We start from the raw sequence: 14,007 nt of genomic DNA on the forward strand, positions 1-14,007 counted from the left end.
AAAGCAATGCTACAATATTTGGCTCTAAAAGTTAATAATTGTTGCTTTTTCATATAAATTAATGGATAGAGATAGTCTTCATTTAATATGATAGTGGTAATAATGTTATCATCAGAATATAAAACTACTATTTAGCGTATATTTATTATTTAATTATGATAAAAACGCTATTTTAATGAGATATATGAAAGAAATATCTGTAAGTTATGATTAAACTGTTGGGCTAAAAATAAACTAATAGTAAATAAAGATTGATTTTATACCATGCATGACAAAGATAATTATGAACCTATTGGGCGCAGATCTAAGAAAAAGCCCACTGGTAAAAAGTCAAAATCTCATCAAAATAATCGGTTAGACAACTATGATTATGAGTATGAAGATCTTGATGACAACGAGGAAGAAGAACTAATGGCGAGTAAAGACAATAAGTCTCGGCCACCTAAGAATAGATGGCGTTGGTTTTGGTCGTTTGTCAAAATTGCCATAGTCTTGGCATTGTTAGTTGGTGTCTATGGTATCTATTTATATCAGAAAATCAGTGATCGTCTTGATGGTAAAGTTTGGGATCTACCAGCCACAGTTTATGGCCGAATGGTTAATCTCGAACCGGGGATGAATTACAGTAAAGAAGAGATGATTCGATTATTAGATGGGATACAATATCGCCAGGTAAATAAAATTACTTTACCTGGTGAGTATATTGTTAAAGATAACACAATAGAAATGTTACGCCGGCCATTTTCCTTTCCTGATCAAATAGAAGAACAGATTTTAGCTAAATTAAGTTTTGATCATGCTCGGCTTACCAATATTACTAATATGGAAAATGGGCGTTCGTTTGGTTTTTTTCGACTAGATCCTAAACTTATCACTATGATGCAATCGGCGAACAATGAGCAACGTTTAGTCTTGCCGAGAGCAGATTTTCCTGATTCTTTAGTCAAAATATTACTTGAAACTGAAGACCGACATTTTTATGAGCATGATGGGGTAAGTATTTATTCTATTGGGCGTGCGGTTATTGCTAATTTAATGGCCGGTAAGACCGTTCAGGGTGGCAGTACGCTAACTCAACAATTAGTTAAAAACTTATTTTTAAGTAACGAAAGAACGTTAATACGTAAAATCAATGAAGCTTATATGGCGATTTTAATGGATTCTCGCTATAGCAAAGAACGTATTCTTGAACTGTACTTAAATGAAGTTTATTTAGGACAAAGCGGCGATGACCAAATTCGGGGTTTTCCCCTTGCTAGCCTCTACTATTTTGGTCGTCCAATCGATGAGCTGAGTATTGATCAACAAGCGTTATTAGTCGGTATGGTGAAGGGAGCATCACTATATAACCCATGGCGTAACCCTAAATTAGCGCTAGAACGTCGCAATTTAGTGTTAAAGCTGTTGGAGACGCGCGAAACTATCGATCATGAAATGTATAATATATTGAGTGCTCGTCCTTTAGGCGTTAAACCCAGAAGCGGTGTTTTGATACCTCAACCCGCCTTTATGAAGCTCGTTCGACAAGAATTAGTTGAAAAATTGGGCGATAGAGTAAATAACCTTTCTGGAGCTAAAATCTTTACTACTTTAGATCCAGTCTCGCAGCAAGCGGCTGAAAATGCCGTCGAACAGGGGATAGCTGATTTACGTAAAACACGTAAGTTGCCTGATCTGGAAGGCGCAATGGTGATTGTTGACCGTATTAATGGTGAAGTTCGCGCTATGGTCGGTGGCTCACAACCACAATATTCTGGTTTTAACCGAGCGTTAAATGCTCGCCGCTCAATTGGTTCACTGGCTAAGCCGTCAACTTATCTCACCGCATTAAGTGAACCAGACCGTTTTCGTTTAAATACTTGGGTACTTGACGAGCCGATTAGCGTCAAATTTGATAATCAAATATGGGAACCGAGAAATTATGATCACCGTTTTCGGGGGCAGGTCATGTTGATTGATGCTTTGGCCAGCTCGCTGAATATTCCGACGGTAAATGTTGGCTTGAGTGTTGGCTTGGATCAGGTTAGTAAAGTATTAGTAAGTCTTGGTGTGCCAAGTGATGCGATAGAAAAAGTGCCAGCAATGTTATTAGGCGCCTTGAACTTAACGCCAATGGAAACGGCGCAAATGTTTCAAACCATTAGTGGCGGCGGCAATCGAGCTGCATTATCGGCATTACGCTCCGTGATTGATGGTGATGGCAATGAACTTTATCAAAGTTATCCATCTGCAGAGCGGGCAGTATCTCCGCAGGCAGCTTATCTAACGCTTTATGGTATGCAACAAGTGGTTGAGCGCGGAACATCTCGTTCATTAATGAATAAATTTGCTCAATATCACTTAGCCGGTAAGACCGGAACAACAAATGATCTACGCGATAGTTGGTTTGCTGGTATCGATGGTAAGGAAGTGGCGATTGCTTGGGCTGGTCGTGATAATAATGGTCCGACAAATCTTACTGGTGCAAGTGGTGCATTACATCTATACCGTCGTTATTTAGAAAATCAGACTCCATTGGCATTGGATAATCGCGCGCCTGATGGAATTATGCAGATGCGAGTGAATATCGATGGCAGTTTTAATTGCGCAGGTGGTGGAGATCGTATTTTGCTAGTATGGACAGAGGATCCTCAAGCTTTATGTCAGCAAGGGGTACACAAGTATTGAAGCCAAACCTGAACTTAAATGAACAGCAGAGCAAAAGTAATGATGTGCCTGCTTGGGTGAAAGAGATGTTTGGACAGTAATAAAAATCTAGTAAACCGGCGCTATGCTAAAAAATTGGCGCCGGTTTTTTATGGTTTAATAAATGATTAGTTCATCTTATTAAAAGCATTTTCTGCTGCTTTAATTGTGCGATCAATATCTTCATCACTATGCGCAATGGACATGAAACCCGCCTCAAAGGCAGAAGGTGCCAAATAAACGCCTTCGTCTAACATGAAATGGAAGAATTGCTTAAATTTCTCAATATCATATTGCATGACATCCTGATAGCAGTTAACTTGTGGTGCTGCTGTAAAAAATAGACCAAACATGCCACTAACATGATTAACAACCAACGGAATAGCAGCTTGTTGCGCTTTTTCTTGTAAGCCTATAACAAGTTTTTTCGTCAGTTCTGCTAAGCGTTTATGGGTATTGGGTTTAGCAACTTCAGTTAGGCAAGCAAGGCCTGCTGCCATCGCTAATGGGTTGCCGGATAAGGTACCGGCTTGATAAATTGGTCCTATTGGAGCGAGTTTTTCCATCAATTCGCGGCGGCCACCGAATGCGCCAACAGGCATACCCCCGCCAATTATTTTACCTAAACAGGTCAAATCAGGTTTAACTTGATAATGTGCTTGTGCGCCGCCTAAGGCAACCCGAAAGCCGGTCATCACTTCGTCGATGATTAATAGCGCGCCAAATTGATTGCATAATGTACGTAGTCCAGACAGGAATTCAGCCTCAGGTAGAATACAATTCATATTGCCTGCTACTGGCTCTACAATGATAGCAGCGATTTCTTGCGGATATTGGGCAAAAGTACGCCGAACTGAATCTAAATCATTAAATGTACAGGTAAGAGTATGTTTGGCAACATCAGCGGGAACGCCAGGAGAATTAGGTTGACCAAAGGTTAAAGCGCCTGAGCCTGCTTTAACTAATAGGCAGTCGGCATGTCCATGATAACAGCCTTCAAATTTAATAATCTTGTCACGCCTTGTATAACCGCGAGCAAGCCGTATGGCACTCATTGTGGCTTCTGTGCCTGAATTTACCATACGAACCATTTCGATGGATGGAATAAGTTGACTAATAATTTCTGCCATTGTTACTTCAATGGCAGTCGGGGCACCAAAACTCAGGCCATTTTCTGCCGCTTGGATGACCGCTTGCTTAATTGTGGGGTGATTATGACCTAAAATCATCGGCCCCCAAGAACCTACGTAATCGATATAAGCTTTGCCATCAATATCATAAATATAAGCACCGTCAGCTCGCTGAATAAATAATGGATAGTCGCCAACACCATTAAACGCCCGAACCGGTGAATTGACACCGCCAGGAATAAATTTTTTGGCTTTTAGGTAAAGTATTTCAGATTGACTCATTAAATAACTCCAAGCATTGGTCCAGCAGAAATTTTGCTCATATTTTAAAGCAGTATTGGTAGTAAACCAAATAGCAAATGAAATGTAGCGAGAATTTTTTTAAATCAGTTAATTTCGGCTGGATCTTGAATCAATTGGCCGGCTGTTAGATAATCATTCCTTGTCCAGTGAAGTATTGATGCTTCCTGCGTCTATTGATTGGCATGTCGGCCCGGAGTTAGAAATGAGTAATGATACTGCACTGCCTATACAGTTTACTGATGCTGCAGCGAATAAAGTTAAAGCGTTGATTGCGGATGAAGAAAATCCTAATTTGCGTTTGCGCGTCTATATTACTGGTGGAGGCTGTAGTGGTTTTCAATATGGTTTCACCTTTGATGATAAAATGAATGAAGGTGATTTAACGATTGAAAAGCAAGGCGTCGAACTGATCGTTGATCCTATGAGTTTACAGTATCTGGTTGGCGGTTGTGTTGATTATATTGAAGGATTAGAAGGGTCACGGTTTGTGGTAACCAATCCAAATGCAAAAACAACTTGTGGTTGTGGTTCTTCATTTAGTATTTAATCGCTTAACTTACTAAGGGTAATTAATAACCCTTAGTATGGGGATCTAGCCGAAATGGTTGTTCATAGCTCATTTACGGTTTTGGCTTGAGTTAGCTAAATTAGCCAGCATAGTTTGTACCAATAGGCTTGATTGACGAGCCGCGACAGGCAAAAATTCCTCAAAAGATAGATGAGAATCTTTATCAGCGACATCAGAAATTGTACGCACAACAACGAATGGGATATCAAATTGATAACATACATGACCAATTGCTGCGCTTTCCATTTCAACAGCGATGGCAGTAGGAAAAGTTTGGCGAATAGAGGTTAGCTCTTTTGCGCCATTAATAAAGCTATCACCACTACAAATCAAACCGCGAACAGCATGCAAATCTAATTTTTCAATACACTTTTCGGCCAGTTCTTGTAATTTTTTATCCGCTTTAAATGTGCCCGGACATTGTGCCATTTGGCCTGGCTGGTAACCAAAGGCGGTAATATTGACATCATGATAGCAAACTTCAGTTGAAACCACGATATCACCAACCTGTAAAGTAGGTACTAACCCACCGGCTGAGCCAGTGTTAATAATAAATTCAGAGGCAAAATGTTCTATTAGTAATGTTGTTCCCATTGCCACAGAAACTTTACCAATGCCTGATTTTAATAATGCGATATCAAGATCATCAAATTTTCCGCGGTAAATTTCGCAGCCAGCCCGTGATAATGTCAACTGAGCATTGATTTGCTCGCGCAATAATGCCACCTCTTGCTCCATTGCACCTATTATTGCAACTTTCATTGTGTCATACTCATAGTTGATTAATTAGACATGTTGTCAGATCTTTGTCATTGTAACATTCAAAAGAGAAAAAAAGTTAATTGTGATCCATTAGCTGGGGATATTTCATCATCGGGAGGGGAAATGTCGAAGATTGATTTTAGGCAAAAGCTCAATTTTCTTCGTAAATATAGTGATTACAATGTTGATGCAAAGAATGAGGAACAAGTTAATCGTCAATTTGAAAGTGATCGAGGGCGCATTATTAATTCTGCCGCAATACGCCGATTACAACAGAAGACTCAAGTCTTTCCTTTAGAACAAAATGCAGCGGTTCGAAGTCGTCTAACGCATTCGTTAGAAGTGCAGCAAATTGGTCGTTTTATTGCAAAGACTGTGATAAGCCAATTGAAAAAAAAAGAAATTGCTGGCAACTTATGGTCTCTCTGAGCGCCTTGATGCGTTTGAAAGTTTGATTGAAATAGCATGTTTAATGCATGATATTGGCAACCCACCTTTTGGTCATTTTGGTGAAGCCGTCATTAAGAGCTGGTTTTCAACATTACTTGACGCTGAATTTATTTCTACTGAATCAAAGGCTATAGATCAATGCCGAATTAATTTTCTATAACTAACAAATGAACCTAACAAGGATTTGCTTCGTCGCCGATTACGTAAAGATCTTTGTCAATTTGAAGGTCATGCTCAGGGACTTAGAATGATCCATCAATTGTTAAAGTTGAACCTGACTTATGCCCGAATTGGCTCAATCCTAAAATATACTAAAGGTGCTTATCAACTGGATAAAATCCCTAAAGATTTTGATTATTTAACTAAAAAACCGGGCTATTATTGGTCAGAAGATAGTTTTATCAAAGAGTTGTACCGTCAGTTAGATATGCAGCCATATTGTCGTTTCCCGCTTTCCTACATTATGGAAGCGGCAGATGATATCTCTTATTGCATTGCTGATTTGGATGATGCATTAGAAAAAGGTATTTTCAGTGTTGATAAGCTGTTGGAATATTTACGGCAAGGTTGGCTGGAGACAGGTAAAAAAGCAAAAGGTGATTTATTTGAACAGACAGTAGAAAAAGCTTACAAAAGTATTAATCACAATGAAACAAGACGTAGCAAGCAAGATCAATTTTTTATGTATCTTAGAGTTAATATTATTAGTAAATTGGCGTCGTATAGTGCTCATTGTTTTATTAAACATTTAACTGAAATTTATGCTGGAAGTTTTAATAGGGCATTATTAGAAGATAAAAGTGATGAACATCATCTCTTGGAGGTATTGAAAGGTGTTGCCTATAAACATGTATTTACGCACCCGGAAGTTGAACAATTAGAATTACAAGGTTATCGAATAATTAGTGGTTTACTAAACTTTTATCGCCCATTATTATTAATGCCACGTGCTGATTTTACTCAGCTTTATCAAGATAAGTATCACAAGAAGTCTTTCATCGAAACACGTCTATTGCATAAATTATCAACTAAACATTGTTTAGCTTATGGTGAAACCATTGAAGGAATTTGTACTACTGATGAGACAGAAAAAGATATATTAGAATTTTATTATCGAGCGCGTCTTATGCAAGACTACATTAGCGGTATGACAGATCATTATGCTTATCAGGAATATCGAAAATTTACAGTGAAAAATTAAAAAATGTTATGTTATTAAATAACGAAAATAAGCATTGTTTAAATATATAGATTGAAAAATATTTTAAGTAATGCTTTAGAATAAACATATTAATTAAATATCGATTTAAGGTCTGATAAGTAAAAAATGTTTTGAATTTAAAAACCATTGTAATCTAAATTACTCTATTTATATAATTAAAGTGATTTTGATAACATTTATTATTAGAAATTAGATAACAATTTAGTTATAACATAATTCAGAAATTGAAATTTTAATAAACTTCATTATGCTATAAATTTATAACATTATTTAGCAATTATTATATTGGTTTATTTGATTTTTGAGAATTTATTTCATTGTTTTTTTATTTTTATTTTTTTACAAAAATAAATAAATCTATTGCTTTATTTCTTTAAATTATAAATAATTAACAATTTAATGGTGGATAATCTACATCAATTGCTTCGAGATGTGATACTATTCTTTATCCTCATTGAGAATAATGAATAAAGTGAACTTAATTTTCCGATAATATATGAGATGGCAGTTTCTTTATTAATAGACTAACAAAATTTTATACCTTTAATGATATGGTACAATTTTATTCTTCAAAGCAGCGTAAAGTTAAATCGGATAATTTGACAATAATAGCTGAAAGTTTTGATGTTAAGGGGAAAGGTGTTGCGCATTATCAAGGAAAAATAATAATTTTTATTACTGATTTACTTCCTGGTGAGCAAGCACAAATTCAACTTAAAGAAGAGAAAAGGCAATTTGCCAAGGCAAAAGTGAGCAAACGATTAACTGATAGTCTTGATCGGGTGCCGCCTTTATGTCGTCATTTTGGCATCTGTAGTGGTTGCCAACAACAACATGTGATGCCGGCTCTTCAACATGCTGTGAAAATCAGTAGGTTAGAATATTTATTTCAACGTGAAACGGGCAGTGCGGTAAAATCATTGCCAGTTATTGCAGGTAGTGAGTATGGAGATCGCCGTAGAGCGCGGTTTGGTCTTCAATACCAGCCTGCAGAGCGTCGTTTACGCATGGGTTTTCGTCAGAGCCAATCAAATGTGTTAGTTGAGCTGAAAATGTGTCCTGTATTACGGCCAGAACTAGAAAAATTATCACTTCCTGTTGCTGACTGTTTAAACAAATTGGCAGCAGTTAAACATTTAGGTTATGTTGAGCTTGTTAATGTAGATAACGGAGTGAGTGTTATTTTGCGTCATCTTAAGCCGTTAACTACTAATGATAAAATATTATTAACTGCTTTTGCCAGGCGCTATAATCTCAATGTTTATTTGGTTGATAATAGTGCCAATCGGCTCAAACTTGTTAGTTTGGCAAGTAATGATAGTGAGTCTTATTATTCTATTGAGAATGTGAAATTGACATTTGATCCACAGAATTTTATTCAAGTAAATCCTGAAATTAATAGAAAAATGGTTGCTCAAGCGTTGGATTGGTTAGCGCTTGAGCCGCAAGATAGGGTTCTGGATCTATTTTGTGGCATGGGTAATTTTACCTTACCTATTGCACGTCATGTTAATGCTGTTGTTGGTGTTGAAGGCGTCGCTGAATTGGTGGCGCAAGGACGGTATAACGCTAGTTTAAATCAATTAACCAACGTTGAGTTTTATCAAGCTGATCTCGAGTTTGACATAGATTGTCAACCTTGGGCAAAAATCGGTTTTAACAAAATCTTATTAGATCCTGAACGCGCCGGTGCTATGGGCGTAATGCCACATATTATCAAATTCAAACCAGAACGGGTTGTCTATATCTCCTGTAACCCAACGACATTAGTAAAAGATAGTCAACAATTACTTACAGCCGGTTATCAACTTATGAGTGTCAGGATGTTAGTTATGTTCCCGCATAATAGTCATCTAGGGTCTATGGCACTTTTTTGTCGCGATTTAAGCAAATAGGCAAGGAAAGATTATGGTTGCAATTAGAAGCGCTCATTTGACATCTGCAGGCGAATTTGCCGTTGGTAAGTGGGTTGCTAGTCTCAAACTTACCAACAGTGACTCAGAACAAAAATTAATTGAACTTTGGCATTACTGCTATAGCAAAGTTCAGCAACATGAAAATCGTCAATTACTGCTATGGCGTGGCATCGAGATGAGCGAAATACTGTCAACATTAAGCATGGATCTCGATAGTCTGCTTTCGGCAATGCTGTTTCCCTTAGTTGATGCCAAAATTGTCACTAATGAAATTATTAATATTGAGTTTGGTAAATCGATTCAAGGATTGGTTAAAGGTGTGATGGAGATGGATGCCATTCGCCAATTGAATGCTAGCAAATTAGGCGAAAAAAGTTCTACCCAGGTAGATAATATTCGTCGGATGTTGCTCGCAATGGTGGAAGATTTTCGTTGCGTGGTGATTAAGATAGCAGAACGTATTGCCCATTTACGTGAGGTAAGGGAACGCTCTGAAGAGGAAAGAGTCTTAGCAGCAAAAGAGTGCTTAAATATATATGCTCCTTTGGCCAACCGTTTAGGCATTGGACAATTAAAATGGGAGTTAGAAGATTTCTGTTTTCATTATTTACACCAGGATGAATATAAAAAGATTGCTGAATTACTCCATGAACGTCGTATCGATCGTGAACGATATATTGATGATTTTGTTTTTTCATTACGACATTTTATGCTACAGGAAAGTATTACTGCAGAAATTTATGGCCGCCCGAAGCATATATATAGCATCTGGCGGAAGATGCAAAAAAAATACCTGGCCTTTGATGAACTGTTTGATGTGCGCGCTGTGCGTATTATCGTTGAACGTTTACAGGATTGTTACGCTGCATTAGGTATTGTGCATACCCATTTTCGTCATTTACCTGATGAATTTGATGATTATGTTGCTAATCCTAAACCGAATGGCTATCAATCCATTCATACTGTGGTATTAGGGCCAAATGATAAAGCGATTGAAGTACAAATCCGAACCCGACAAATGCACGAAAATGCTGAATTAGGTATTGCTGCCCATTGGAAATATAAAGAAAGTGCGGTAATAACAGGTAAAGGCAGTAGCTATGAAAATCGTATTGTTTGGTTAAGAAAATTGATAGCTTGGCAGGAAGAGATGGCTGATTCAGGGGAAATGCTTGATGAGGTTCGTAGCCAGGTTTTTGATGATCGTGTATATGTTTTTACACCTAAAGGTGATGTCATTGATTTGCCTGCTGGCTCAACTCCACTTGATTTTGCCTACCATATTCATAGTGACGTCGGTCATCGCTGTATTTGCGCTAAGATCAGAGGCCGTATTGTTCCTTTTAGTTATCACTTACAGATGGGTGATCAAATTGAAATTATTACGCAAAAATATCCTAATCCTAGCCGTGACTGGCTTAATCCAAATTTAGGCTATATTACGACAAAGCGCAGTCGGGCTAAGATCCACAATTGGTTTCGTAAGCAGGATCGTGATAAGAATATCCAGGCAGGGCGACAAATATTAGATAACGAACTTAATCAACTGGCGATAAGTATAAGAGAGGCGGAAAAGTTGTTATTAACACGCTACAACGTTAACTCATTAGATGAAGTATTGGCAGGTATTGGTGTTGGTGATATTCGTATTAATCAACTGGTAAATTTTTTACAGAATAAGTTTAGCCAAACCACTGCCGAAGAAGCAGACCGTGCCGCGTTAAAAATACTGGAAGCTAAAATATCCTCTATCCGCTTGCCAGTAAAAGATAGTGGTAGAATTGTGGTAGAAGGGGTTGGCAACTTGATGCACCACATTGCTCGTTGCTGTCAGCCAATTCCTGGTGATGATATTGTTGGTTTTATTACTAAAGGTCGAGGTATTTCGATCCATTGTATCGATTGTGAGCAACTGATTGAGCTACAATTGCATGCACCAGAAAGAATTGTCGATGCTATTTGGGGTGAAAACTACGCTAGTGGTTATTCATTAGGTCTGAGAATTATTGCTAATGATCGTAGTGGGTTATTAAGAGATATTACGACTATTCTTGCTAATGAAAAAGTAAATGTTCTAAGTGTTAGTAGTCGTAGTGATGTTAAACAACAATTGGCGACTATCGATTTAAATATTGAAATCAATCATTTACCTGTTTTAGGTCATATTTTAGCGAAATTAAATCAACTCCCTGATGTATTTGAGGCTAAACGTTATATTAAGTCGTAACTATAACATCATGTTTTAGCAAGCGGCGCATTGATTGGTTTTTAAACTTTATTAACTTCGGATGGAAATAACATGCAAACGGACTCAGCTGCAATAGAACAATTGTTATTGATTATGACTCAGTTACGTGATCCTGAGCGTGGTTGTACATGGGATAAAGTGCAATCTATTGCCACAATAGCGCCTTATACACGCTGGAGGAAACTTATGAAGTTGTTGATGCTATTGAACGACAAGATTTTGCTGCTTTAAAAGAAGAATTGGGTGTGATTTACTGTTTCATATTGTTTTTTATGTCCAGATTGCAAAAGAACAAAAATTATTCGATTTTAATGAAATCTGCCAAATCGTCAGTCAAAAGTTAATATCACGTCATCCTCATATTTTTGCTGGACAATCGATTATTAATAGCGATAAGGCAATATATGATTGGGAAAAAAATAAAGTCAAAGAACGGACCACAAAAAATCAGCATTCAGTTTTAGATGATATTCCACAAGTACTACCTGTATTAATGAAAGCCAACAAAATGCAAAAACGCTTTGCAGCGGTTGGTTTTGATAGGGACAAATTTGCTCCGGTATTAGTCAAAGTTCATGAAGAAATTGAAGAGGTTTTGGCAGAAATAAATAAGCCTTGAACCAAGCCAATCACATATTGAAGAAGAAATTGGCGATTTACTTTTTGGGGTGGTTAATTTATCGCGCCATCTTGGTCATGAACCTGAATTAGCATTACAAAAAGCGTGTCGTAAATTTGAATGCCGTTTTCGCCGAGTAGAAAAACTGATCTTAAACAAAAGCGGTTCATTAGAAGATGCTACACTAGATGAAATGGAAAAACTTTGGCAACAAATTAAAAAAGAGTGATTATTATTTTTAGCTGAATGGATTAAGTAGTTAGTTAGGATGTTATAATCGAGTAGCTATTTATTGCCAGGAATTTGCATAAGATAATTCTTGATATTGAAAGATTATTGATGAAAGTTAACCTTAATAGGTTTAGAACATTTGTAGCAGATTTAAGGTTAGGGTATACTGCTTTCCCGTCATGTTATATTCATCGCCTTTTACACCTAAATTTTCAGGTTTAGCATGAAAACAAATTATATTTTTGTAACCGGCGGGGTAGTATCCTCTCTGGGCAAAGGCATCGCCGCAGCTTCTTTGGCTGCTATACTTGAAGCGCGTGGACTGAATGTTACTATTATGAAACTGGATCCTTATATTAATGTTGATCCAGGCACGATGAGCCCAATCCAACATGGAGAAGTTTTTGTTACCGAAGATGGTGCAGAAACTGATCTTGATCTGGGCCATTATGAACGTTTTATTCGTACTAAAATGACATGCCGTAATAATTTCACAGCCGGTCGCGTATACTCTGAAGTATTGCGTAAAGAGCGTCGTGGTGATTATTTGGGCGAAACCATTCAAATTATTCCTCATATTACTGATGAGATCAAAAACCGGATTATTCGTGGCGGAGAAGGTCACGATATCGTTTTGGTTGAAGTTGGTGGCACAGTAGGCGATATTGAATCTTTACCGTTTCTGGAAGCAATTCGTCAATTAGCGGTTGATGTTGGTCGTAAACACACTCTTTTCCTGCATCTTACTTTAGTGCCTTATTTACCTGCCGCAGGTGAAGTTAAAACCAAACCAACCCAACATTCAGTAAAAGAACTTCTTTCTATTGGTATTCAACCAGACGTTCTAATTTGCCGTTCAGATCGGGTTATTCCGGTTAATGAACGGGCTAAAATTGCGCTTTTCTGCAATGTACCGAAAGAAGCAGTTATTTCATTAGAAGATGTTGATTCAATTTATAAAATTCCTGCATTATTGAAATCTCAGCAGCTAGATGATTATATTTGTAAGAAATTTGAACTTACCTGCCCAGCAGCTGATTTGTCTAAATGGGAACAGGTTATTGATGCGCAAGCCAATCCGGTAGGTAAGGTAATTATTGGCATGGTAGGTAAATATATAGAGTTACCTGACGCGTATAAATCGATTATTGAAGCGTTAAAACATGGCGGTTTAAAAAATCGTTTAACAGTGAATATCAAGCTAATTGATTCTGAAGATATTGAAGCGCGTGGTACCGAACTATTAAAAAAACTTGATGCTATTCTGGTTCCAGGTGGTTTTGGTGAACGTGGTGTCGAAGGGAAAATTATGGCAGCATGCTACGCACGTGAAAATAATATTCCTTATTTGGGTATTTGCCTGGGAATGCAAGTTGCTCTGATTGAATATGCCCGTCATGTTGCTGGTATGGAAGGGGCAAACTCAACAGAATTTTCGCTAGATTGTCCATATCCGGTTGTTGCTTTAATTACGGAATGGTCTGATGACAGTGGTAGTATTAAAGTTCGTAATGAGAAGAGTGATCTTGGCGGTACGATGCGAGTAGGTAGCCAATTATGCCGTTTAGAGAAAGGTAGTAAAGTCCGTGAGTTGTACAATAGCGACACAATTATGGAGCGGCATCGCCACCGTTATGAAGTCAATGGTAAGCTTTTGGCGCGTATTGAAAAAGCGGGTTTACGTATTGCAGGACGCTCAGCGGACAATAAGCTGGTGGAAATTATCGAGGATCCTAACCATCCTTGGTTTGTCGCTTGTCAGTTTCATCCTGAATTTACTTCGACACCAAGGGATGGCCATCCGTTATTTGCTGGTTTTATTAAAGCCGCAAAGGAATATCAGCAAGACCAGCTGAAAAGAGATATGGGTTAA

6 protein-coding genes and 3 pseudogenes are annotated in these 14,007 nt (G+C 37.7%); 7 read left to right on the forward strand and 2 right to left on the reverse strand.

The annotated features are described in order from the left end of the window. Positions 1-264: 264 nt before the first annotated feature. Positions 265-2,747 (forward strand): annotated as a pseudogene (mrcB, locus tag ARADI_RS13870) (bifunctional glycosyl transferase/transpeptidase). Positions 2,748-2,813: 66 nt separating this feature from the next. On the opposite strand, the gene hemL reads toward mrcB, so the two are convergent. Continuing rightward, a complete protein-coding gene (gene hemL, locus ARADI_RS13875) occupies positions 2,814-4,097 on the reverse strand; it encodes a glutamate-1-semialdehyde 2,1-aminomutase (RefSeq protein WP_119712401.1) in 1,284 nt (427 codons plus the stop codon). Between the two features lie 223 nt (positions 4,098-4,320). Here hemL and erpA point away from each other — a divergent pair, with 223 nt between their 5' ends. After that, on the forward strand, positions 4,321-4,665 hold the full coding sequence (gene erpA, locus ARADI_RS13880; RefSeq protein WP_032116700.1) for an iron-sulfur cluster insertion protein ErpA: 345 nt from the start codon (positions 4,321-4,323) through the stop codon (positions 4,663-4,665). 69 nt (positions 4,666-4,734) lie between these two features. Here the strand turns inward: erpA and mtnN are convergent, their stop codons facing one another. After that, positions 4,735-5,448 carry a 5'-methylthioadenosine/S-adenosylhomocysteine nucleosidase gene (mtnN, locus tag ARADI_RS13885; protein WP_119712402.1) on the reverse strand — a complete coding sequence of 238 codons (714 nt, stop codon included), beginning with the start codon at positions 5,446-5,448 and terminating at the stop codon, positions 4,735-4,737. Positions 5,449-5,571: 123 nt separating this feature from the next. On the opposite strand from mtnN, the pseudogene dgt reads away from it, so the two are divergent. The 5 genes and pseudogenes from dgt (at position 5,572) to pyrG (ending at position 14,007) form a co-directional block, all read left to right on the forward strand. Beyond that, a pseudogene (dgt, locus tag ARADI_RS13890) lies at positions 5,572-7,099 on the forward strand (dGTPase). A 572-nt stretch (positions 7,100-7,671) separates the two neighbouring features. After that, complete coding sequence (gene rlmD / locus ARADI_RS13895; protein ID WP_119712403.1) at positions 7,672-9,015, forward strand: 23S rRNA (uracil(1939)-C(5))-methyltransferase RlmD; 1,344 nt, start codon at positions 7,672-7,674, stop codon at positions 9,013-9,015. A gap of 13 nt (positions 9,016-9,028) precedes the next feature. Next, positions 9,029-11,263: a GTP diphosphokinase gene (gene relA / locus ARADI_RS13900; RefSeq protein WP_119712404.1), complete on the forward strand. Its 2,235-nt coding sequence runs from the start codon at positions 9,029-9,031 to the stop codon at positions 11,261-11,263. Positions 11,264-11,335: 72 nt separating this feature from the next. Further along, positions 11,336-12,132, forward strand: a pseudogene (gene mazG / locus ARADI_RS13905) (nucleoside triphosphate pyrophosphohydrolase). A gap of 225 nt (positions 12,133-12,357) precedes the next feature. Continuing rightward, on the forward strand, positions 12,358-14,007 hold the full coding sequence (pyrG, locus tag ARADI_RS13910) for a glutamine hydrolyzing CTP synthase (protein WP_119712405.1): 1,650 nt from the start codon (positions 12,358-12,360) through the stop codon (positions 14,005-14,007).

The organism is Arsenophonus endosymbiont of Aleurodicus floccissimus (genome assembly GCF_900343025.1).
In the GTDB taxonomy this organism is placed as follows: Bacteria; Pseudomonadota; Gammaproteobacteria; order Enterobacterales; family Enterobacteriaceae; genus Arsenophonus.